This is a genomic window from Oceanicaulis sp. HTCC2633 (assembly GCF_000152745.1).
Lineage (GTDB): Bacteria > Pseudomonadota > Alphaproteobacteria > Caulobacterales > Maricaulaceae > Oceanicaulis.
The window spans coordinates 1,105,801-1,129,126 of record NZ_CH672428.1; the positions used below are offsets into that span (position 1 = coordinate 1,105,801).

Below are 23,326 nucleotides of genomic sequence, written 5' to 3' on the forward strand. Positions count from 1 at the left end.
TGATGATCACTGGGTCCCCGCCTTCGCGGGGAAAGAGGAAATTCAAATACCTCGCACACATGTCATCCCCCGCTTCATGCGGGGGATCCATGCCGGTGGCTCAGATCACAGGTCACGGCATGGGTTCACCGGATAAACCGGTGAATGACACGTTGAGAGGGAGAGGCGCTCACCCCCCGATGAGCGCCAGCCATTCATCCTCGGTCATCGTCTGGACGCCCAGCTCCTGCGCTTTCTTCAGCTTGGAGCCCGCGCCGGGACCGGCGACGAGGATGTCGGTCTTGCCCGAGACGGAGCCCGAGACCTTGGCGCCGAGTGATTGCGCCTTGGCCTTCGCCTCGTCCCGGGTGAAGCGTTCCAGAGAACCGGTGAACACCACCGTCTTGCCCGCGACGGGGCTTTCGGCGGCCACCTGTTCGGCGTCTTCGACCGTCACATGGGCGAGCAGGGCGTTGAGCGCGTCCTGATTGTGGCTTTCGGCGAAGAATTCGGCGAGGGCTTTGACCGCCGTCTCGCCAATGCCGTCAATGTCCATGAAGGCGGCGAAGGCTTCGCCAGGCTCGTTCGCGGCTTCCGCTGTCTCGCGCACGACCTGCCAGCTGGTGAAGCTGCGCGCGATCAGACGCGCGGTTTCCTCGCCCACATGACGGATGCCGAGGGCGAACAGGAAACGCGCGAGGCCAATATTGCGGCGCTGATCGATGGAGCCAAAAAGGTTCGCCGCCGAGCGCTCGCCCCAGCCTTCGCGGGTCTGGATGGGCGGGTTGATCTCGCCCGCCTCGTTGCGTGCACGCAGGGTGAAGATGTCGGCGGGTTGCTTGACGAGGCCTTCATGGAAGAAGGCCTCGATCTGTTTGGCGCCCAGCCCTTCAATGTCGAACGCCTTGCGGGAGACGAAATGCTTGAGCCGCTCGACCGCCTGTGCGTCACAGATGAGACCGCCCGTGCAGCGACGGACGACCTCGCCCTCCTCGCGCACGGCATGGCTGCCGCAAACGGGGCACAGGGTGGGGAAGGCGAAGGGTTCGGCGGCCTCGGGGCGCTTGTCGAGGACGACTTCAACCACCTGCGGGATCACATCGCCGGCGCGCTGGATAATCACGGTGTCGCCCACGCGCACATCCTTGCGCTCGATTTCATCCTGATTGTGCAAGGTGGCGTTCGACACCACCACCCCGCCCACGGTGACGGGTTCGAGCTTGGCGACAGGGGTCAGCGCGCCTGTGCGGCCCACCTGGATCTCGATGGCGTTGAGCCGGGTGACGGCCTTTTCGGGCGAGAATTTGTGCGCAATCGCCCAGCGGGGCGCGCGGGCGACAAAGCCCAGCCGCTCCTGCCAGTCGAGCCGGTCCACCTTGTAAACCACGCCATCAATGTCATAGCCGAGATCGGCGCGTTTGGCTTCGAGCGCGCGGTAATGGGCGAGCACATCCTCGACGCTCTCAACCCGCACCATGTCGTCATTGATGACGAATCCCAGCTGCCCGAGGCGTTTGACGGCGTCATACTGGGTCTCGGCCAGAGGCTCGCTCAGCTCACCCCAGGCATAGGCGAAAAAGCGCAGCGGGCGCTCTGCCGTCACATTGGGGTCGATCTGGCGCAGGGAGCCGGCGGCGGCGTTGCGCGGATTCTTGTAGGCGGGCTTGCCGCGTTCTTCCTGCATGGCGTTGAGCTGGGCGAAATCAGCGTGGCTCATATAGACCTCGCCGCGCACCTCCAGCACGTCCGGAACATCGCCCTCAAGCCTGTGGGGAATGTCGGCGATGGTCTTGAGGTTGGCGGTGACGTTCTCGCCCGTCCGGCCATCGCCCCGCGTGGCGCCGATCACCAGCTCGCCCTGTTCATAGCGCAGATTGGCGCTCAGCCCGTCGATCTTGGGCTCGGCGGTGAAGACGAGTTTCTCGTCCTTGAGATTGAGGAAGCGGCGGATGCGGTCGGCGAAATCGCGCACATCCTGATCTTCGAACGCATTGCCCAGCGACAGCATGGGCACGGCATGGACCACTTCACCGAACTGCTCGGACGGTTTCGCGCCCACCCGGTCAGACGGGCTGTCCTTACGCTTGAGCTCGGGAAAGCGCGCCTCGATGGCGCTATTGCGCGCACGCAGGGCGTCATAGGCCGCATCCGAGATCTTCGGCGCGTCCTTTTCGTAATACGCCTTGTCGTGCCTGGAGATTTCACGGGCGAGACGTTCAAGCTCGGACGCGGCCTCATCGGAGGTCAGCGCGTTTACATCCTTTAGCGCAGCGGTCATGAGCCCATCAGCTGGTCGGCGGCGGCGCGGGCCGCATCGGTGATTTCCGCGCCCGACAGCATGCGGGCGATCTCTTCTCGGCGGTCGGCTTCGGCGAGGCGCCGCACCGTGGTGCGCATGCCCTCGCCCTGCTCCGCCTTCTCGATACGATAGTGCGCATCGGCGCGGGCGGCCACTTGCGGGCTGTGGGTCACAACCAGCGCCTGACCGGTTTCAGCGAGACGCTTCAGGCGCGAACCGACCGCATCGGCGACGGCGCCGCCCACGCCCTGATCCACCTCGTCAAACACCATGGTGCGGGCGTCATCGCCCACAAGGCAGACCTTCAGCGCCAGCGCAAAGCGCGAGAGCTCGCCGCCCGAGGCGATCTTGTCGAGCGGACCGAACGGCGCGCCGGGATTGGTGGCGACTTCAAAGGCGACCTTGTCCCAGCCCGAGGTGCCGGGCTTGTCTTCATCGGTTTCGACGCGGACCCGGAAGCGCGCCTTGTCCATTTTCAACGGCGCGAGTTCGGCCTCGACCGCGCCAGCGAGCGTATCGCCCGCGCTCTTGCGCTTTGCGGTCAGGGCTTTCGCGGCGCGGCCGTAATCGGCTTCAGCGGCCTTGAGCGCGCCTTCGGCCTCTTTCAGCCGGTCGTCGGCGTGCTCGATCATGTCGAGACGACTGGCGAGGCGATCGCGCAGCTCGGCCAGCTCATCCACGTCCACATGATGCTTGCGAGCGGCGGCGCGCAGGGCGAACAGGCGCTCTTCCACCTCATTGAGCCGGCCCGGCTCCACATCAAAGCGGGCGGCGGCTTCAGACAGCGCCTCCTCGGCCTCGTTGAACTCGATGAGCGCGCGATCGAGCGCCCCCGCGGCGCGCTCGACCGAAGCATGGGCTGCGCCCGCCTCGCCTTCCCCGCCCTCCGCGCCTTCAAGAGCCGCGCGCACGCGTTCGAGACCCCGCAGGGCGGTGTTGAGACGGTTGGAGAGGCCATCGCCCCCGGCCACCGCATCCATGGCGTCGTTAAGTTCGGAGAGCGCTGATTCGGCCTGCTGGAGGAATTTGCGCTCGGCGGCGAGACCGTCCTCTTCGCCGGTCTGCGGGTTGAGCGCTTCAAGCTCTTCCACGCTGTCACGCAGGAACGCCTCTTCGCTCGCGGCCTTGTCGCGCGCATCCGTCAGCTCATCCAGGCGATGGCGGGCTTCGCTCAAGGCTTTCCAGGCCGCCTTCACGGATTTGAGCTCAGCGTCCGCATCGGCATAGGCGTCCAAAAGGCCGCGATGGCTCTTGGGGTCCATGAGGCCCCGCCCGTCATGCTGGCCGTGGATCTCGACCAGCACTTCGCCGAGTGAGGCCAGAAGACCCACGCTGGCGGGCTGATCATTCACATGAGCGCGGGAGCGACCATCGGCGGTCAGGGTGCGGCGCAGAATCACCGGCTCACCCGGCTCCACAATGACGCCCGCCTCATCGAGCAGCGCATAAACAGGATGGCCGACAGGCGGTTCGAACAGGGCGGTCGCCACGGCCTTGTCGGCGCCGGCGCGCACCTGGGCCCGTTCGGCGCGCTCGCCGCAGGCCAGCCCCAGAGCGCCCAGAAGTATGGATTTGCCCGCACCGGTCTCGCCCGTCAGCGCGGACAGACCAGCGTCAAACGTCAGATCGAGCGTGTCGATCAGGACAATGTCGCGGATGGAGAGCGAAGCCAGCATTCAGGTTCGCAATCTGGTTCGAGCCTAGCCGAAGACGCGGTTCAGGGCGCGCCGCAGCAGGGACGGTTCGCGCTCCTGATCCTCCGATCCCGGCACGGCGATGCCGCGCGAGGTCAGAAGGTCATAGCTGTCCTCATACCACTCCGAGCCCGGAAAGTTGTAACCCAGAACGGCCGCGATCTGACGCGCTTCCTCGTCGACGCCCAGACTGACATAGGCCTCGACCAGTCGGTGCAGCGCTTCAGGCGTATGGCTGGTGGTCTCGTAATCGCGGATGACGTTCTGGAAGCGGTTGATCGCCGCCAGGTGATAGCCATTGCGCAGATACCAGCGACCCACGCTCATTTCCTTGCCGGCCAGGTGGTCGCGGGTCATGTCGATCTTCAGACGGGCGTCCTGAGCGTAGGGCGTGTCGGGATAGCGCCGCACCACCTGCTCCAGCGCTTGCAGCGCCTGCTGGGTGGTGGACTGGTCGCGGCCCACATCATAGATGCGCTCATAATAGCTCAGCGCAATCAGGTAATAGGCGTAAGGCGCGCTGGCATTGCCCGGGTGGAGCGCGATGAAGCGCTGCGCATCCGAGATCGCCTCGTCATACTTGGACTGGCGGTAGTTGGCGTAGGCGGCCATCAGCATGGACCGGCGCGCCCATTCGGAGAACGGGTGCTGGCGCTCCACCTCGTCGAAATAGGCGGCCGCCTCGTCATAGCGACGGCGCTGCATCTTGTCGAAGGCTTCCGCGTAGAGCGTCTCGACAGGCTGCTCCACATAGGCCAGCTCTTCGCGATCCCGCCCTGCACAGGCAGTCAGGGACAAGGCGACGGCGCCCAGTAGTGCAACACGCAGAACAGTCTTCATGGACGTACGCCCTCAAGCCGGCGACCGCCTGCCCCGGGGTTCGGAACGCAGCGGACTCTTAGGTATTGAGAATAGTTTAACCCATCGCGGGCGCGGGCAAAAGCACCCTGTCAGGCCGAGTGTGAATAAGATCGGCTTTTGACGGGAAAATCAGGAATGAACGAGACGCTCGCTCTGCACCGAGCTGTCGCTCATGGAGGTCCAGCGCCAGGCGCTTTCATCGGCCAGCAGCGCCGCGAGGGCCTTGGCGTTCAGGCCATGCCCCGGACGATGCGCCTTGTAGAGCCCGATGATCGGGGCGCCAAGAAGATACAGATCTCCCAGTGCATCGAGCGCCTTGTGACGCACGAACTCGTCCGCAAAGCGCAGACCCTCGGGGTTGGCGACGCCGTCATCATCAACCACCACGGCGTTTTCCATGGAGCCGCCGCGCGCCAGTCCTGCTTTCAGGAGCGCGCTGAACTCACGACGGAAACCGAAGGTGCGCGCCGGCGCGACCAGCTCCTGGAAATTGGCGCGGCTGACCTCGAAGGCGAAGTGCTGGCGACCAATGGCGGGGTCGTCAAAGTCGATCTCGACATCAATGCCGGGGCGCAGGGCCGGCAGGAAGACCGCATGACGCGCCCCATCCTCGACCTCGACAGGCTTGAGCACCTGCAGCGCCTTGCGCGGCGCCGGGCGGGTCTTCAGGCCGGCATGCAGGATCAGGTCGACAAACGGCGCGGACGAGCCGTCCATGGCCGGCACCTCAGGACCGTCGAGCTCGATGATCAGATCATCCACGCCCAGACCGGCCAGCGCCGCCATCAGATGCTCCACCGTCGCCACCGAGGCGCCGGCGTCATTAACCAGAGTGGTGCCCAGATCCGTCGAGCGCACAAACTCGCGGCGCGCAGGAACAAGACGGTCCGACACATCGAGATCGGTCCGCTCAAAGACAATGCCCGACCCCAGAGGGGCGGGCTTCATCGCCATGCGAACACGGGCTCCGGTGTGCAGGCCGATCCCGGCGCAAAGCGCCGGCGCCGCCAATGTTGCGCGTTCAATCATGAAGCAAGCCCAATCCAGTCTTTTATCAATCCAGGAGCCTGACATGCAGGAAGATGCTTAACAGGCTCCGCCCCTCGCCCTGCACACTACGGGCCGTGATGCATCCCGCAATTAAAGGATTGTTGCACCGTGTTACGAAACCGGGGGCGCAATGAAAAACGCGCCGCTCTGGACTGACAGAGCGACGCGTTTTCAAGGAGTTGGCGCTAGAGCCTAGTTGGCCTGGCGACGCAGGAAGGCCGGAATTTCCAGCTCGTTCTCGTCCAGTTCCTCGCCGAACAGGTCGCCAGACGGCTGGCTCGGACGCGGTGCGGACTCGACCGGACTGACCACAGAGGGACGCTCGGGCTGGGCCGGCGCCTTGTTCTCGACCGGGGCGGACTTGCGGCGGCCGAACAGCGACAGACCGCGACGCGGCTCACGGGCAGGCTGGGCGTCTTCGGCCTTGGGCTGTTGAACCGGTTGCTGCGGCTGGACCTCGACCGGCTGCTGGTGCTGCATGTGCGCCTGCGGCTCGGCCGGGTGGGTCATTTCACGCTCAAGGCGCTCACGGGTCTCGACAACGGCCGGCTTGGCGACCGGATGGACCGGCTGTCCGCCGGTAAAGCTGTCCGGCGCACTGACCGTGTCGCCACCGCGCGCCGTGACTTGCGGCGCTGACGGGGCTTCGGCCCGCGGCGTTTCATTCACCGCGACGGCGTCAGAAGCGCGACGCACCAGGGGCTCGGCCTGCCGCTGGGGGCGGGTTTCACGACCTTTCCAGACCGGAGCCACCGGCTCGGCGCCCTGACGGCGACGCGGGTCATGCATTTCGTTGAGTTCGGCGTCGATGCCGGTGGCCACGACGGACACGCGGATGATGCCTTCCAGCTCGGGGTCGAAGGTGGAGCCGACGATGATGTTCGCGTCCGGATCGACCTCGTTGCGGATCTCGTTGGCGGCCTCGTCGACTTCGTACAGCGTCATGTCCATGCCGCCGGTGATGTTGATGAGCACGCCCTTGGCGCCCTTCATCGACACATCGTCGAGCAGCGGATTGTTGATGGCGTTGTGTGCGGCTTCCACGGCGCGTTTCTCGCCGCTGGATTCGCCGGTGCCCATCATCGCCTTGCCCATCTCGTTCATCACGGTGCGGACGTCAGCGAAGTCGAGATTGATCAGGCCCGGCATGACCATGAGGTCGGTGATGCCGCGCACGCCCGAATGCAGCACCTGGTCGGCCATGCCGAAGGCTTCCGCAAAGGTCGTCTTCTCGGTGGCGATCCGGAACAGGTTCTGGTTCGGGATGATGATCAGGGTGTCCACATGCTCCTGCAGGCGCTCAATGCCCGATTCGGCCAGGCGCATGCGGCGGGTGCCCTCGAAATGGAACGGCTTGGTCACGACGCCGACGGTCAGGATGCCCTGCTCCCGCGCAGCGCGCGCGATTACAGGCGCAGCCCCGGTGCCGGTGCCGCCGCCCATGCCGGCGGTGATGAACACCATGTGCGCGCCTTGCAGGTGCTCCTGGATTTCCGCCAGGGAGTCTTCCGCCGCCTGTTCACCCACTTCCGGGCGCGCCCCAGCGCCCAGACCTTCGGTGATCGCAGCGCCCATCTGGATGCGGCGATCGGTGCGCGCGCGCTGAAGCGCCTGCGCATCGGTGTTGGCGACCACAAAGTCCACGCCCTCGAGCTGGGCGTCGATCATGTTGTTAACGGCGTTGCCCCCGGCGCCGCCGACACCACACACAAGAATGCGAGGTTTCAGTTCGGTGGTTTCCGGCGCGGACAGGTTCAAGGGCATGGCAGGTCTCCGTGGGGCGGCAGGGTTAACGAATCACCCCGTGAGACTGCGCTCGCTTGTTTAATCGAGCGTTAAGCCGCTCCCCTCAGAGCAAACCTTTTTTCGCATAGAATAACAGGACCCTGAGTCTGTTCGAGGAGTCTAGAAACTTTCCGCGAACCAGCGCCAGACCGCCTTCATGCCGCCCTCGCCCGTCGCCCGTTCGCGAATGCGGGCCGGACCCTGGTCAAACCGGGGCGGGCCGGAGATTGCTTCTGATGGCCCCTGAACACATCGCAGCAGCAGACCGGCCGCCGCGCTGAAGCCCGGACCGCTGACCGCATCGCCCAGTCCGGCGAGCGAATCAGGACGCCCCAGACGCACCTGCTTGCCCAGCACCCGACCGGCCAGCTGGGCGGCGCCCGGCAATTGCGCCGCGCCGCCAGTCAGGACCACAGAGCGGCCCGACGCGCTGGCGGCGCCGGCGGCGTCCAGCCGATCACGCACCATTTCGAAGACTTCTTCCAGACGCGGCCGGATGATGGCGTTCAGAAGCGCCTTGGGCTGCTGGTTCATGGTCACCACGCCAGACCCGGCCACGGGGGGCGTCTCGATCATGATCTGATCGTCATCGGGACTATCAAGCGCACACCCATGCAGCGCCTTGATCCGCTCGGCCGCGTTGACCGGCGTGGACAGCCCCCGGGCGATGTCGTTGGTGACATGGGCGCCGCCGACCGGCACCCCGTCCACATGCTGTAGAGAGCCTTCATTGAAGACGGCCACGGTCGTTGTATGTGCGCCCATATCGATCAGCAGCGCGCCGAGATCGCGCTCATCCGGCGCCAAGGCCGCAATGCCGGAGACATAGGGCGTCGCCGCCACGCCCGCGACGGTCAGCTGGCAGCGCTCGACGCAGGAAATGAGGTTCTGCAAGGGGTCGGCGGCGGCGCTGACCAGATGCAGGTCCACGCCCAGGCTTTCGCCGAACATGCCGCGCGGATCCTTGACGCCGCGATGGCCGTCCACGCGCCAGGAGAGCGGCAAAGCGTGAAGGAGAACCCGGCGTTGTTCATGGTGACGGCGCAGCGCCTCGGCGAGAATGCGGCGCAAATCCCGGTCGGTCACTTCACGGGCGGCGAGATCCATCTCGACGGAGATGCGCGCGCTCGCGGGGGCGCCCGCGGACGCCGCCAGATACACCTCGCTGACCGTGTGCCCGGCCATGCGCTCGGCGTTCTCCACCGCCGCGCGGATGCTGTCCACCGCCAGATTGACGTCCACCACCTGACCGGCGCGCACGCCTCGCGTGGACTGGTGGCCGACCCCGATCACCCGCGGACGCAGGCCCGCCAGCGTCTCTTCGGTCTTGGCGATGAAACACACAGTCTTGGACGCGCCGATATCAAGCGCGGCGAACACGCCCGCCTTGCGCGGCGGCGTGGCGGCGCTTGCAGCGCCTCCTGACTTGAAAAACCCCATCGCACCCATCGCTTAAGCCCCTCGCCCTGCGCGTTCCGCCGCCCGGTCCGGCCAGGGGCGCATGACCATCTCCCCGGCATTTCGAAGATCAAGGATCTGCGCCTCGTAATCGAGCACGCCGCGTTCCTCATGCATCGCCGCCAGCAACGCCAGCGCACTCGCCGGATCATCCTCTGGCAACAGCACATCGCCGCCGCTCTGCAGGCGCAGATTCCAGCGCCGCTCGCCCACGCGAATGGCGTTGGTCACACGGTCGCGAATTTCAGGATGAAGCTCGAGCAGCGCAATCACAGCATGGGCTTCACGGTTCGCGCCTTCTCCCACCACGCGCGGCAGGTCCAGAAAGTCGCGGGGATCCGCCGCATCGATGACATAGCCATCGGGATCAATCACATGATGGGTCTGGTTGATCTGCCAGATGGCATAGGGCTGGCGCTCCTCGATCAGCACCGCGATCCGGTCCGGCCACAGGCGCAGGACCTCGGCGGACTTCACCCAGCTCAGTGACTGGATGGAGTCGCGCGCCGCATTGAGATCCACGCGGCTCAGCCCCCGGCCAGGCGCGGCGCCCACAGCGAGGGCCACTTCTTCAACCCCCGTGCGTTCAGCGCCCGCCACATCAAGCCAGTCCAGCGTATAGCCCGCGGTTTCAAGCTCGCGCTCGGCCCGACTGGCCAGCATTCCGCCCACATCATCGATCTGGCCAAACGCGGTGAGGATCAGGACCGTGCCCGCCAGGAGGACGCCGCAAACGGTGAGAATCAGCTTGAAGGCGTAGCCCGCCCGGTTCCGCGCCGCACGCCATTGCGCCGCCGCCCAGTTGGACAGCTTGCGCCCGCCCGCCGCTTTGGGGGCTGTCTTTGACTTGCGCCGGGCTTTCGATGTGTCTCGAGCGCCGGCGGCCTTCAGTTTGGACACGCCGCATTCTCCACCATCCACGCTACGAGATCGGGAAAACCGATGCCGCAGTGCGCCGCCTGTTCGGGCGCGAGGGATGTGGGAGTCATGCCGGGTTGGGTGTTAATTTCGAGTAACCACACGCCGCCTGTTTCCGGATCATACCGGAAATCGGACCGGGTCAGGCCGCGGCACCCAAGGACCTGATGGGCCTTCAGCGCCTCGGCCATGCACTCGTCAAAAACAGCTTGCGGCACATCGGCGGGCAGCTGGTGCACCGAGCCGCCATCGGAATACTTGGCGTCGTAATCATAGAAGGCGGTCTTGGGGACGATCTCGGTGACGGTCAGCGGCTTGTCGCCCATGACCGCAACAGTCAGCTCGCGGCCCGGAATGAAGCGCTCGATCAGCACTTCCTCGTCATAGGGCCAGTCCTCCGAGCCCAGAATGGCCGGCGGACGGTTCGCGCCCTCAGGCACGATCACCACGCCCACCGAACTGCCCTGCGCATTGGGCTTGGCCACATAGGGCGGCTTCATGACATGGTCACGCGCGGCTTCGAACCGGCTGATCAACTGGCCTTCAGGGCACTGGATGCCCGCCTCGCGCAGCACCGCCTTGGCGCGTTGCTTGTCCATGGCCAGCGCCGACGCCGCGACGCCCGAATGGGTGTAGGGATAGCCCAGATAATCGAGCACGCCCTGCACCCGGCCATCCTCGCCCCAATCGCCATGCAGCGCATTGAACACCACATCAGGCTTTACGCCGTCGAGTTGGTCGATCCAGTCGTGATCGCGAGGATCGATGGGGGAGACCTGATAGCCCTTGGCTTCCAGCGCCTCGATCACCTTCCTGCCCGATACAAGCGAGACGTCGCGCTCCGGACTGCGCCCGCCCAAAAGAACCGCCACATGCTTGCTCATTCGGGCTCTCCGATCCGTTTGACTTCCCAGTGCAATTGAACGCCGAACTTGTCTTTCACCTCGGCGCGCACGGTTTCGCCCAGGGTTTCGAGATCGCTGGCGGTCGCCGTGCCGTCATTGATCAGGAAATTGCAATGCTGTTCGGAAAAGCGCGCGCCGCCAATGGGTTTGCCGCGCCAGCCCGCCGCATCCACCAATTGCCAGGCCGAGCGCCCGCCCGAGGTTTCCGGATCGGGGTTCTTGAAGGTCGAGCCGGACGTCTTCTCGCGAATGGGCTGGCTCGCCTCGCGCCGCTCGGTGATGGCGTTCATGCGTTCTGTGACGGCTTCAGGATCATCCGCCTGCCCTTCGAATACCGCCTCGATGAAGATCCAGTCTTCCGGCGCGTCCGAATGGCGATAGGCGTAGCCCAGCTCTTCCACCGGCGCGATGATGCGTCGTCCGGTGCGATCAAGCGCGACGGCCTCGACCAGAACGTCCTTGGTTTCGGTCCCGTAGCAGCCCGCATTCATGCGCAGCGCGCCGCCAATGGCGCCCGGCACGCCCACATAGAATTCCAGTCCGGCGATCCCGGCTTTCGCGGCCGCCTTGGCGACCATCTTGTCGAGCGCGGCGGCGCCCGCGCGAATGCGATTGTTCTCCAGCGCCTCGACCTTGCCGAAGGCGGGGGTGAGCTTGACCGTCACGCCCGGCAGGCCGCCATCGCGCACCAGCGTATTGGAACCGGCGCCCAGCACCCGCACGTCGATATCGCGCGGAGTTTCGGCCAGAAAGCGCGCCAGATCAGCTGCGTCGGCGGGCAGGAACAGAACCTGCGCCGGACCGCCCACACGCAGCCAGGTGATATCAGCAAGGGACGCGTTCTCGATCAGCTTGCCGCGCACGGACGGCAGGCGATCCAGAAGGGACGGCCAGCCCATGCTCAGCCCTCCAGACGGGCAGGCAGGTCTGCGGCCCAGGCGGTGATGTCGCCTGCGCCCAGACAGACGATCAGATCCCCCGGCTGCATCACCGATTTGAGGTCGTCAGGCAGGGTCTCGCGGGTCGTCGCATTGGGATTGCGATGGCCGTGACGTTGCAGGCCCGCCACCAGGGAGTCCTGGCTCGCCCCCTCGATCGGGGCTTCGCCCGCAGCATAGACCGGGGTCACCCAGACGCTGTCGGCGTCGTTGAAGCAGGTGCAGAAATCCTCAAACAGATCATGCAGGCGCGAATAGCGGTGCGGCTGCACCACGGCGTGCACCCGTCCCGCGCCCACGCGCTGGCGCGCGGCTTTCAGCACCGCCGTGATCTCGACCGGGTGATGACCGTAATCATCCACCACCGTCACGCCATGCGCCTGGCCCGTGATCGTGAAGCGGCGCTTGACCCCGGTGAAACCCGACAGCGCCGTGCGCGCTTCCTCCTCGCCGCCGCCCAGCGCCTGAACCACCGCCAGAGCGCCTGCGGCGTTGAGCACATTGTGTTCGCCCATCATGGGCAGGCTCATCCCCGCCCAGGTGACCGGCTCGATTCCACGCGGCTGGAAGGTCAGGTCGAAATGACCACCCGTCTCGTCCATGACGAGATTGGACAGGCGCACATCCGCTTGCGGAGAGAAGCCATAGGTGATGACCCGGCGATCCTCGATCCGCGCGGCCAGCGCCTGCACTTCAGGATGATCGATGCACAGCACGGCGAACCCATAGAACGGCAGGTTCTCGACAAACTGGGCGAAGGCGTCGCGCAAGGCGTCGAACGAGCCGTAATGCTCCATATGCTCGGGATCGATATTGGTGATGATCCCGACCGAGCCGCGCAATTTGAGGAAGGAGCCGTCGCTTTCATCGGCCTCGACCACCATCCACTCGCCCTCGCCGATCTTGGCGTTCGAGCCATAGGCGGAAATGATCCCGCCATTGATCACGGTCGGGTCAAAGCCCGCCGCATCCATCAGGCAGGCCACCAGCGAGGTCGTGGTGGTCTTGCCGTGGGTGCCCGCGACCGCCACCGCGTGCTTGAGACGCATCAGCTCCGCCAGCATCTCGGCGCGGCGCACCACCGGGGTGCGTTTGGCGCGCGCGGCGACGAGTTCAGGATTGTCCTTCTTGACGGCGCTCGAGACGACGAGCGCGCCCGCGCCCTCCACATTCTCCGCGGCGTGGCCGATATGGACGACCGCGCCCTTCTCACGCAGGCGCTGGACATTGGCGCTGTCCTTGATGTCCGAGCCCGTGACCTTGTAGCCGAGCGTCAGCATGACTTCGGCGATGCCGCTCATGCCGATGCCGCCAATGCCGACGAAGTGAACAGGACCAACCGAGGCGGCGAGATCAATGGGCGGCATCAGAGTTTCGGCTCCGCAGCTTGTACAATCAGATCAGCAAGACGCTCATGAGCGTCAGGTCGGCCCTCTGTCCGGGCCAGGCGCGCGCGCGCATCCAGAGCTTCGCCGTCCGCCAACAGGGTTTCAAGGCGCGCCCGCAGGTGATCCACGGTGAAGTCGGCCTCGGTGATCATGTCGGCTGCGCCCTTGCGCACCAGTCCTTCGGCATTCGCCGTCTGGTGATCATCCATCGCAAGTGCGAGGGGCACGAATATGGCGGGACGGCCGATCGCGGCGATTTCGGACACCGATGACGCGCCCGAGCGCGAGATCACGAGATGGCTCTCGGCGTAGAGCCGCCCCATATCGCGGAAGAACGGGCTGAGCTCCGCCTGAACACCGGCTTCGGCGTACACCTGGCGCGCGCTATCAAGGCTCTCTTCACGCGTCTGCTGAACGACCTTCAGGCGCAGGCGCAAGTCTTCCGGCAAGGCTGCCACCCCCCGGGGCACGGTTTCAGACAGGATGCGCGCGCCCAGCGACCCGCCCAGCACCAGAAGCCGGATCTCGCCTTCCGGCCCGGGCGGCGCATAGTCAACTTCACGCGCCTGAAGCACATGGGCGCGCACGGGATTGCCGGTGACGGCGTGCACAGCGCCCTGGGGCATCTTGTCGAGCCGGGCGAAGCCGGACGCGACACTGACCACCGAGCCCGCAAACAGGCGATTGACCCGTCCCAGAACGGCGTTCTGTTCGTGAATGATACGGGGAATGGAATAGCTCCACGCCGCGCTCAGAACCGGAAAGGCGGGATAGCCGCCAAACCCGGCGACCACATGGGGCTTGAATTCAGCCATGATGGTGCGGGCCTGAAACACGCCCCGGGTCAGCTTCAGCACCGACTGCGCCATCCTGACCGGGTTCTTGGCGAAGGGGCTCGACGCCTCGATCTCACTCACCGGCTCTCCGGGAAAGTCTGTCGCGTGACGCGCCCCGCGCGCATCGGTGACCAGCTTCACCGACCAGCCGCGCGCCATGAGCGCGTCCGCGGTGGCGCGAGCCGGGAACATATGGCCGCCGGTGCCGCCGGCGGCGATGAGCAGACGTTTGGGGGTCACGCGGACAAATCTCCCTGACGAGGGCGAGGCGCATAGGCGCCGGGACGGCGGCGGGTCAGCGCCAGCAGCAAGCCCGCAGAGAAACACAGGGCCAGCATGGACGATCCCCCGTAGGAGATGAAGGGCAGGGTCATGCCGGTGGGCGGGGCGATATCGAGATTCACGCCGATATTCACAAGCGCCTGCAGCGCGAAGAGCAATGCCAGGCCCGACGTGGCGAGCTGGGCGAACGGATCGGTCAGACGCAAACCCAGCATCCAGGCGCGCGCGAACAGGAGCGCGTAAAGCCCGATGATCGCGAGGGAAGCGATCAGGCCATATTCCTCCGCCGCCACCGAGAAGACGAAGTCCGTATGCGCTTCAGGCAGGAGGTGCTTGACCTGTCCCTCGCCGGGACCCGCGCCCCAGACGCCGCCGCGCGCCATGGCGTCGAGCGCGGTTTCGGTCTGTGTGCGCTCGCCGCCCGGGCCAATGAAATCCAGGATGCGATCGCGGACATGCGGCAGAGCGACATAGGCGCCGCCGCCGCCCACAAGCGCCAGAGCGCCCAGAACCATGGAATGCAGCCAGGACAGGCCGCCCGCCCACAAGAGCGCGCCAAACACCAGCGAGATGAGAACGGTCTGGCCAAAATCGGGCTGCAGCATGAGAAGCACGACCGAGACGCCGTAGAAGCCGAACGCCACCAGCCGTCCCGGCACCGGCGCGCCGCGATCCTCTTCGGAGAACAGCCAAGCGGCGATGACCACGAAGGCCGGCTTGAGAAATTCGGAAGGCTGCAGTGAAAAGGATCCGATCCTGATCCAGCGCGTCGCGCCCTTCACATCCGCGCCCAGCACTAGCACCAGAACCAGCGTGATTAACGCCGCGACGAGCGCCAGCCCCGCGAACCGCCTGACCCCTGTCACGGACAGCGCGGAGGTGAAGCCCAGAATGCAAAGCCCGGCACCGACGAAGAAGAGCTGGCGATACAGGTAATAGAACGGATCGTCGATCCAGCTGGTGCGCTCGACTGCCGCCGGGCTGGCGGCGAAGGCCAGAACAATCCCGATCGTCATCAGAAAGATCACGATGACCAGGATCGGGCGGTCCAGTCCGCTCCACAATCCGGCCTTGCGACGGGTGCTCATGGGCTCTTCCTAGTTCGGCGGCTCCTTGCGCGGCTCAGACCGGCAAGCGCGCCCTATCGCAGCTTCAGGGTCGACAGGCCGATCAGGGCCAGAACGAAGGCGATGATCCAGAACCGCACCACAATGGTGGATTCCGCCCAGCCCAGCTTCTCGTAATGATGGTGAATCGGCGCCATGCGGAAGACCCGCTTGCCGGTGAGCTTGAAACTCGCCACCTGGACCATCACCGACACGGCTTCGAGCACGAACAGGCCGCCAATGATCACGAGAACGATCTCGTGCTTCACCGCCACGGCGATCGTGCCCAGCGCGCCGCCCAGAGACAGCGAACCGGTATCGCCCATGAACACCATGGCGGGCGGGGCGTTGTACCAGAGGAAACCGAGACCCGCGCCGATCATTGCGCCGCAGATCACGGCAAGCTCGCCGGTGCCCGGGGTGAAGTTCAGGAACAGGTATTCGGAATAGACCGAGGAGCCGACGAAATAGGCGATGAAGCCGAAGCTGCCCGCCGCGATCATCACCGGCACGATGGCGAGGCCATCAAGGCCATCGGTGAGGTTCACCGCATTGGACGCGCCGACGATCACCACCATGCCGAACAGGTAGAAGGCGAAGCTGAGCGGGACCATCAGATCCTTGAAGAAGGGCACGGCCACGGACGTCGCGAAGTTGTCCGGCGTGTCCGGCGCGGTGTCGAGCAGGTAGACCATGGCCACCACCGCCACCGCCGCGATGGCGAATTGCAGGATCAGCTTGCCCTTGCCCGACAGGCCCTCGGTGGATTTCTTGGTGACCTTGCGCCAGTCATCAATGAAGCCGATGCCGCCAAAGCCCGCGGTCACGAAGATCACCACCCACAGATAGGGGTTGGAGATGTCGCCCCAGATCAGCGTACCCGCCAGAATGCCCGCGAGGATGATGAAGCCGCCCATGGTGGGGGTGCCCGCCTTGGCGACGATATGGCTTTCCGGACCATCGGTGCGAATCGGTTGGGAGCCCTTCGTGCGCAGCCAGCCAATGAAGGGATTGCCGATGGCCAGCGCCAGAATAAAGGCGGTCATCATTGCCGCCCCGGTCCGAAACGTCAGGTAATTGATCAGGTTAAGGGCCTGGAACTGGTCTGCGAACGGAGACAGCAGAAGATAAAGCATAGTCGGTCAGGCCCTTCAGGCGGAGGCAGGTTTGGCTTTGTCGCGCAGCGATGACACAAGTTTATGAACACCGGAAGCGTTTGATCCCTTAACAAGGACCACATCGCCATCCCGCGCCAGTTCGCTCAAGGTTTCAATTGCGCTCTCTGCGGTCTCGCACCAGGCGGCGCGATGCTCCGCAGGCAAGGCATCCATCAACGCCCGCGCGCCCTCGCCCACCCCGATCACCTGATCGACGCCCGCGGTGATGAGCGGTTCCGCCAGAGCGGCATGCAGGGCGCGACTGTCAGGCCCGAGCTCGAGCATTTCGCCAATAACGGCGATCTTGCGGTCCTGCCCTGACGGCTTGCGCAGCTTGAGCACGCCAAAGGCCGCCCGCATGGAGGCGGGATTGGCGTTATAGCTCTCATCGACGACTTCGATGACGCGCCCCCTGGAGAGCTGGGCGTAAAAGGCGACGCCCCGCCCCTCGGTCGGCTTCAGCTCTGACAGGGCGTCCAGCGCCAGGTCCGGGTCGACGCCGGCGCCCAGCGCCGCCGCCACCACTCCCGCCGCATTCACCGCCTGATGCGCGCCGGGCAGGCGCAAGCGGAAATCCATCGGCTTGCCCATCACATCCATGCGGCCCACGCCTCCATCCGGTCCCTCATCATAGGACAGGATGCGCACCGCGGCGCCCGGAGTAAGACCGAAATCAAGCATGAATCCGGCGCCCGATCCCTGCACCGCCTGCATCAGTCGCGGGGCGAACTCGTCATCGGCGGGGATCACCGCCACGCCGTCCGCTTCAAGCCCTTCAAAGATTTCGGCCTTGGCGTCGGCGATGGCCTCCATCGAGCCCAGATTCTCAAGATGGGCGGGCGCGATCTTGGTGATCATCGCCACATGCGGACGCACCATGCGGGTCAGCTCGGAAATCTCACCCTTATGGTTCATGCCCATCTCGAAGACGGCGTGACGGGTCGCTTCAGGCATGCGCGCCAATGTCAGCGGCACGCCCCAGTGATTGTTATAGCTCTTCTCGGACCAGTGCGCCGGGCCGGCCTTTATGAACACCGCCGCCAGCGCCTCTTTCACGCTGGTCTTGCCCACAGACCCCGTCACGCCCACGCGCACGGCGTCCGAGCGGCGACGCGCGCCCTCGCCCAGACGGATCAGACCGTCGAGCACATTCTCGACCACCAGGCGCGGCCCCGAGCAGGCCTCCGGATTGGACACGAGAACCGCGGCTGCGCCCTTGTCGAGCGCAGCCTGAGCGAAGTCATGGCCATCGCGCTGCGCAGTGAGCGCCACAAAAAGATCGCCGGGTTGCAGGGTCCGCGTGTCGATGGAGACGCCGGACGCAGCCCAGCCGCCTTCAGTCAGCCGCCCCTGCGACGCTTCGGCGGCGTCCCTCGCCGTCCAGAGCGGTGCGGTCATGCCTCGCCCCCCAGCTCCTTGAGAATGCGGGTGACGATCTCGGTCTCGTCAAAGGGAATTATGCGATCGGCGAGGATCTGACCGGTCTCATGCCCCTTGCCCGCCACCAGCAGCACATCGCCCGCTTTCAGCATCTCGATGCCGGCCCGGATCGCCGCCTCGCGGTCACCGATCTCCTGCGCGCCCGGACAGGCGGCCAGAATGGTCTTGCGGATACCGGCGGGGTCCTCAGAGCGAGGATTGTCATCGGTGACGATGGCGACATCCGACAGGCGAGCGGCGATCTCACCCATTGGGGCGCGCTTGGTCGGGTCGCGATCCCCGCCCGCGCCAAACACCAGAATGATCCGCCCCTGGGTGTGCGGACGCGCGGCGCGCAGCAGCTTGTCCAGGCCGTCGGGCGTGTGCGCGTAATCGAGCAGCACAGGCGCGCCATCCTTCGTTGTGCCCACCGTCTGCAAACGTCCGGCCACACCTGTCAGCTGGCCCATGGCTTCAAAAGCGGCATCCGGCGAGACGCCGCTGGCGATCGCCATGGCCGCAGCGCCCAAGGCGTTCGCCGCCTGGAATTCGCCAATCAGCGGCAGGTCGACCTCCCGCTCCTCGCCCTTCCAGCTGAATCGCACCATCTGGCTCGCCGGATGCGGCGTGATTTCGTGCACGGTCAGATCCCGACCGCGCCAACCGATTTCGACCGGCGACAGACCCGCCGATTGCGCGGCCTGGGCGACACGCTGGGACCAGTCGGAATCCATGTTGATGACGGCGGGCGCGCCCATCGGGGCCAGTGCCGAGAACAGCCGCATCTTGGATGAAAAATAGTCCTCGAAATCAGGATGGTAGTCGAGATGGTCCTGGGTGAGGTTGGTAAAGCCCACCAGCGAGAGGCGCACCCCGTCCATGCGGCGTTGCTTGAGCCCGTGCGAGGAGGCTTCCATGGCGAGATGGGTCACGCCCTCCTCGGTCAGCAGGTCCAGGCTCTTGTGAAGGGCGATGGCGTCCGGGGTCGTATAGCCCACATCGGTGCGACCCGAAGCGCGGGTGACCCCAAGCGTGCCCAGCGCCGCCGCCTCGATTCCGGCCTTCGCCCAGATCTGGCGCAGGAACTCGACGGTGGAGCTCTTGCCATTGGTGCCGGTAATCGCAGCGATGGTGGCGGGCTGACGCGGATAGAAATTCGCCGCGATGGCGGACAGGGCTTCGGCGGGATCCTCGGCCTCGATCACCGGGACGGGGGCGGTCACGCCCTTGGGGGCCAGAATGCAGACCGCGCCCTTTTCGATCGCCATCGGGATGAATTGCGCGCCGTCCACCTTCACGCCCGGCAGGGCCGCGAACAGATCGCCAGGCCTTACCTTGCGGCTATCGAGCGCCAGCCCCGTCACCTCTACGCCATCCGCTCCCTGGGGCGCGCTCAGCGTCTCGGGCAGAAGGTCAGCAAGCGTGCGGATCATTGCAGGTCCTCGGTTTCGGCGTCTTCCAGCGCGACCGGCTCTTCGGACGGAGCCACCAGCCGCGGACGGGGCGCAAACAATTCAGCGACGACTGAGACTTGAGCCTCAGGGTCGGCGTCATGACGGTCAATGTCCAGCACGCCGGCCAGCGACCGAATGATCTCGCCGGCTGCTGGCATGGAGGTCCAGCCCGCGGTCGAGAAACCATGGGTTTCCGGGGTCGGCTGGGGCCGGTCCATGGACACGGTCAGCACATATTGCGGATCATCGAACGGAAATATGGCGACAAAGGTGTTGAAGGTGTTGCGCTCCATATACTGGCCGCCCACCACGCGTTCCGCCGTGCCGGTCTTGCCCGCCACCGCCAGGCCTTCCACATCGGCCGATCCGGTCTGGGACCGCGCCACATATTCGCGCATCACGCCCAGCACCTGGGCCGCCACGCTGGGACTCATCACGGGCACCCCGGCGACCGTTTCGCCCGGAGCGACCGGACGCAGGGTCGGCGGCGTATAGACGCCGCCATTGGCGAGCGCGGCATAAGCCGCGGCCAGCGCCAGCGGGCTGACCTGGAAACCGTGCCCATAGGATGCGGTCATGGTCTGGATGCGGCCCCAGCGACGCGGCAGGTTCGGTCCCGCCGCCTCCATCAGCTCGATGGGCGGCGCCTCGAACAGACGCAGGTCGGAATAGAACCCTGTCAGATCATCCGCGCCAATGACATCCGCCATGCGGGACGCAGCAATATTGGAGGAATAGAGCACCATTTCCCGCGCCGTCAGCGGCCGGTTCTCGCCGCGATAGTCGCCGATCGTGTGTCCGCCAATCCGCACCGGCGAGGACGCATCATAGACGTCATCCATGTGCACGCTGCCCGCTTCCAGCCCGGCCGCCAGCGCCAGCGGCTTGAACACCGAGCCCAGCTCGTAGACGCCCTGGACCGGCTGGTTGAACAGGGGATCAATGTCAGAGCCCGGGGCGGTCGCTTCGGCAAAGCGGTTGGGGTCATAATCTGGCAGCGAGGCCATGGCGATGATCTCGCCCGTCCCCACGCGCATCAGCACGGCGGAAGCGCCCGCCGCTTGGTGCGCGGCCATGCGTTCGCGCAGCACGCTCTCGACACGGTATTGCGCCGTCAGGTCAATGGACAGGCTGACCGGGCGGCCGCCCTCCGCCAGCTCCGCCTCGAAGGCGCGCTCGGCGCCGGCGACCCCCTGCATCTGTCCGTCCACATAGCCCACAAGATGCGCAGCAACGCGCTGTTTGGGATAGATGCGACCCGGCTCGACCTCGAAATAGATGCCAGGCAGGCCCAGAAGGTGGATCGCCTGGCGCATGCGCGGACTGAGCCCGTCCGCGATGGGCACATAGCGGGAATTGGACGACAGGCGCCGGGTCAGACGCTCCACATCGAGATCCGGCAGGACCGTGGCAAGCTGCTGCGCCACCTCTTCCGCATCCCAGACATAGAGCGGGTCAGCGTAGACCGAGTGAAAATCGAGTGTGGCGGCGAGGATTTCGCCATCACGGTCCAGAATCGAGGCGCGGCGCACCGGAGCCGTTTCGGCGACCACCATTTCCTCTTCGTCATTCGCCAGAGCGCCAAAAGCAGCGATCTGCACCGCGCGGCCCGCCGAGATGACGAAGCCGACGCTCAGAACAAGGCCAATGACGCTGAGACGCGAGCGACGACGCCCCGCCTTGTTGGCGCGGTTCTCGATGCGCACCCGCTGCATGGCCCGCGCCGGGGCGCTCTCCACCGGCGCAGGCGGCGTGGCGCGACGGTCATCACTGACCCGCACTCGCCGCGAGAAGCGCCGGAGGAACTTCATCATTGACGTCCGGGTTGAGCGTAGGAGACACGCGCCGTCGCCAGCGCGTCCTGCGGATCGCGCAGGCCTTCCGGCGCATCCTCTGCGCTCAGACGCGGCAGCTCGGAAAAGGCCAGCTCCTGTTCGGGGCGCACCGGCTCAAAGCCCAGATAGGCGCGCGCCAGACGGCGCAGATTCTCGGGCTCTTCCTGGTGAGAGATCTCTGCGTCCAGCGCACTGATCCGCCCCCGCTCCCGTGCGAGCTCGGCCTGGAGCTGAGCGAGCTTCTCCTGATCGTTCGCCGTACCGGACTTGGCCACGTAAAGCGCGGCGAGCAGAACGGCGGCGACCAGAACGCCGACGATTTCAACGATGCGGATCATTGAACACACTCCTCAAGACGGCGATAGGACGGAACGCCCGCAAAGCCCTCATCCTCACGCGGCCAGGCCTCGTGCTCATTGCGGATCGCGGCGCGCAGCTTGGCCGACCGAGAGCGCGGGTTTTCAGCGGCCTCGGCTTCGGTGGCGGACAGGGCCTTCTTGCTGACCAGCGCAAAGCTGGGGTCGCGTTCAGCCTGGATTTCCGGTTGATGGCGCGAGCCGCCGCCCGTGAGCCCGGCGCGTTCGCGCAGAAAGGTCTTCACAATGCGGTCTTCCAGCGAATGGAATGTCACGACCACCAGACGCCCGGCGGGCCGGAGCACGCGTTCGGCGGCCTGCAACCCCCGCACAAGTTCGCCCAGCTCGTCATTGACGTAGATGCGCAAGCCCTGAAACGAGCGGGTGGCCGGATGGATGCGCCCCGGCTTGCCGCCGACAGCCCTGCCGATGATATCGGCCAGCACCAGCGTGCGGGTGATCGGCTCGACCTCGCGGGCGCGCACGATGGCGTTCGCGGCGCGGCGCGCATGACGCTCCTCGCCATAGACCTTGAAGATCGCCGCCAGCTCATGGGCTTCAAGATGGTTCACTGCATCCGCCGCCGTCGGGCCGGACTGGGACATGCGCATGTCCAGCGGGCCGTCCTTCTGGAAGGAAAAGCCGCGCTCGGCCTGATCAAGCTGCATCGAGCTGACCCCGAGATCGAGCACTACGCCGTCCACGCCAGAGCTGCCCGCCGCCTCGATGATGTCTTCCATCATGGAGAACGGACCGAACCCGAAGGCGAACCGGCCCTTGTAGGCGGGCTTCATCCGTTCGGCGGTTTCCCGCGCGCTCGGATCGCGGTCGATCCCGAGCACCCGGCAGTCCGCGGCGCCCAGAATGCCGCGCGTATAACCGCCCGCGCCGAAGGTGCCATCCACATAGAGGCCGCCATCGCGCGGCTGCAGATGGGTCAGCACCTCGTCGAGCATCACCGGGATATGCGGCTGATCGCTCATGCCTCATCTCCCCGGCGGCGAGACGGACGACGCAGCGCAGACTTGTTGTCGCGCGCAAAGCTCAGATCATCGACCTGTTGTTCGGCATGGGCGGTCGGATCCCAGATCTCGAAGCGCTTACCCATGCCGATGAAGACCGCCTGCTTGTCGAGGCCGGCATGGTCGAGAAATTCCTTCGGCAAGGAGACCCGGCCCGTGGAGTCAAAGCTCAGCGCCTTCGCGCCGCCAAAGATCACACGCTCGAACGCGGTCCGGGCCGGATCATACGGGTCCAGATCCTCGATGGCGTCCGAATAGTCTTCGAGAAGGCGCTGGCCGCCCCCTTCCAGGAAGGGGCCGTTGAAGGAGCGCCAGACATAAATGCCGGGAAAGCCCTGGCCGGACACGGTCGCGCGGAAATCGGCCGGTACAGACACCCGCCCCTTCGCATCGATTCCGTTTGTCGTCGTGGAGACGAACATGACCGGTTAAGCCCCATACTCACCCGCGCCCCATCTTGGCGGGTTAACTATGGGATAACATGGGAAAGCATGGGTTACAATGGTTCTAACCTGTTGCGCAGATCGTTTTCCCGCATGAAAACAGAAAATCCCGCGTAAAGCGGGACACAAGATCAAGAACAG

The 23,326-nt window shown here is 65.6% G+C and carries 19 protein-coding genes; all 19 read right to left on the minus strand.

The window, feature by feature from the left end:
* Positions 1 to 169: 169 nt before the first annotated feature.
* On the minus strand, positions 170 to 2,257 hold the full coding sequence (gene ligA / locus OA2633_RS05370) for an NAD-dependent DNA ligase LigA (RefSeq protein ID WP_009801475.1): 2,088 nt from the start codon (positions 2,255 to 2,257) through the stop codon (positions 170 to 172).
* Positions 2,254 to 3,954 carry a DNA repair protein RecN gene (gene recN / locus OA2633_RS05375; protein WP_009801476.1) on the minus strand — a complete coding sequence of 567 codons (1,701 nt, stop codon included), beginning with the start codon at positions 3,952 to 3,954 and terminating at the stop codon, positions 2,254 to 2,256. Before recN ends, ligA begins: the two co-directional genes overlap by 4 nt.
* A 24-nt stretch (positions 3,955 to 3,978) precedes the next feature.
* The gene (locus tag OA2633_RS05380) at positions 3,979 to 4,812 is read right to left on the minus strand and encodes an outer membrane protein assembly factor BamD (protein ID WP_009801477.1); all 834 of its coding nucleotides are present in this window, start codon (positions 4,810 to 4,812) and stop codon (positions 3,979 to 3,981) included.
* Between the two features lie 150 nt (positions 4,813 to 4,962).
* Positions 4,963 to 5,862: a UDP-3-O-acyl-N-acetylglucosamine deacetylase gene (gene lpxC / locus OA2633_RS05385; protein ID WP_040612487.1), complete on the minus strand. Its 900-nt coding sequence runs from the start codon at positions 5,860 to 5,862 to the stop codon at positions 4,963 to 4,965.
* 213 nt (positions 5,863 to 6,075) lie between these two features.
* Entirely contained in the window at positions 6,076 to 7,647 is a 1,572-nt protein-coding gene (gene ftsZ / locus OA2633_RS05390; RefSeq protein WP_009801479.1) for a cell division protein FtsZ, read from the minus strand.
* 141 nt (positions 7,648 to 7,788) lie between these two features.
* A complete protein-coding gene (gene ftsA, locus OA2633_RS05395) occupies positions 7,789 to 9,108 on the minus strand; it encodes a cell division protein FtsA (RefSeq protein ID WP_009801480.1) in 1,320 nt (439 codons plus the stop codon).
* Positions 9,109 to 9,120: 12 nt separating this feature from the next.
* Positions 9,121 to 10,026, minus strand: a complete 906-nt coding sequence (locus OA2633_RS05400; RefSeq protein ID WP_009801481.1) for a cell division protein FtsQ/DivIB — start codon at positions 10,024 to 10,026, stop codon at positions 9,121 to 9,123.
* Positions 10,014 to 10,928: a D-alanine--D-alanine ligase gene (locus tag OA2633_RS05405; protein WP_009801482.1), complete on the minus strand. Its 915-nt coding sequence runs from the start codon at positions 10,926 to 10,928 to the stop codon at positions 10,014 to 10,016. Before OA2633_RS05405 ends, OA2633_RS05400 begins: the two co-directional genes overlap by 13 nt.
* Positions 10,925 to 11,848, minus strand: a complete 924-nt coding sequence (murB, locus tag OA2633_RS05410; protein WP_009801483.1) for a UDP-N-acetylmuramate dehydrogenase — start codon at positions 11,846 to 11,848, stop codon at positions 10,925 to 10,927. Before murB ends, OA2633_RS05405 begins: the two co-directional genes overlap by 4 nt.
* Positions 11,849 to 11,850: 2 nt before the next feature.
* Positions 11,851 to 13,245: a UDP-N-acetylmuramate--L-alanine ligase gene (murC, locus tag OA2633_RS05415; protein WP_371262345.1), complete on the minus strand. Its 1,395-nt coding sequence runs from the start codon at positions 13,243 to 13,245 to the stop codon at positions 11,851 to 11,853.
* 8 nt (positions 13,246 to 13,253) lie between these two features.
* Positions 13,254 to 14,351: an undecaprenyldiphospho-muramoylpentapeptide beta-N-acetylglucosaminyltransferase gene (gene murG / locus OA2633_RS05420; RefSeq protein ID WP_009801485.1), complete on the minus strand. Its 1,098-nt coding sequence runs from the start codon at positions 14,349 to 14,351 to the stop codon at positions 13,254 to 13,256.
* Positions 14,348 to 15,481 (minus strand): FtsW/RodA/SpoVE family cell cycle protein, encoded by a 1,134-nt coding sequence (locus OA2633_RS05425; RefSeq protein WP_009801486.1) that lies wholly within the window; start codon positions 15,479 to 15,481, stop codon positions 14,348 to 14,350. Before OA2633_RS05425 ends, murG begins: the two co-directional genes overlap by 4 nt.
* 53 nt (positions 15,482 to 15,534) lie before the next feature.
* Positions 15,535 to 16,635 carry a phospho-N-acetylmuramoyl-pentapeptide-transferase gene (mraY, locus tag OA2633_RS05430; protein WP_009801487.1) on the minus strand — a complete coding sequence of 367 codons (1,101 nt, stop codon included), beginning with the start codon at positions 16,633 to 16,635 and terminating at the stop codon, positions 15,535 to 15,537.
* Between the two features lie 15 nt (positions 16,636 to 16,650).
* The gene (gene murF, locus OA2633_RS05435; RefSeq protein WP_009801488.1) at positions 16,651 to 18,054 is read right to left on the minus strand and encodes a UDP-N-acetylmuramoyl-tripeptide--D-alanyl-D-alanine ligase; all 1,404 of its coding nucleotides are present in this window, start codon (positions 18,052 to 18,054) and stop codon (positions 16,651 to 16,653) included.
* Positions 18,051 to 19,508, minus strand: coding sequence for a UDP-N-acetylmuramoyl-L-alanyl-D-glutamate--2,6-diaminopimelate ligase (locus OA2633_RS05440; protein WP_009801489.1), 1,458 nt, complete (start codon positions 19,506 to 19,508; stop codon positions 18,051 to 18,053). Before OA2633_RS05440 ends, murF begins: the two co-directional genes overlap by 4 nt.
* The gene (locus OA2633_RS05445) at positions 19,505 to 21,343 is read right to left on the minus strand and encodes a penicillin-binding protein 2 (RefSeq protein ID WP_009801490.1); all 1,839 of its coding nucleotides are present in this window, start codon (positions 21,341 to 21,343) and stop codon (positions 19,505 to 19,507) included. Before OA2633_RS05445 ends, OA2633_RS05440 begins: the two co-directional genes overlap by 4 nt.
* Entirely contained in the window at positions 21,340 to 21,702 is a 363-nt protein-coding gene (locus OA2633_RS15225) for a hypothetical protein (protein WP_009801491.1), read from the minus strand. The genes OA2633_RS05445 and OA2633_RS15225 overlap by 4 nt, the downstream gene beginning before the upstream one ends.
* Entirely contained in the window at positions 21,699 to 22,703 is a 1,005-nt protein-coding gene (gene rsmH / locus OA2633_RS05455; protein WP_009801492.1) for a 16S rRNA (cytosine(1402)-N(4))-methyltransferase RsmH, read from the minus strand. The genes OA2633_RS15225 and rsmH overlap by 4 nt, the downstream gene beginning before the upstream one ends.
* Positions 22,700 to 23,119: a division/cell wall cluster transcriptional repressor MraZ gene (locus tag OA2633_RS05460; RefSeq protein ID WP_348764603.1), complete on the minus strand. Its 420-nt coding sequence runs from the start codon at positions 23,117 to 23,119 to the stop codon at positions 22,700 to 22,702. The genes rsmH and OA2633_RS05460 overlap by 4 nt, the downstream gene beginning before the upstream one ends.
* Positions 23,120 to 23,326 lie beyond the last annotated feature (207 nt).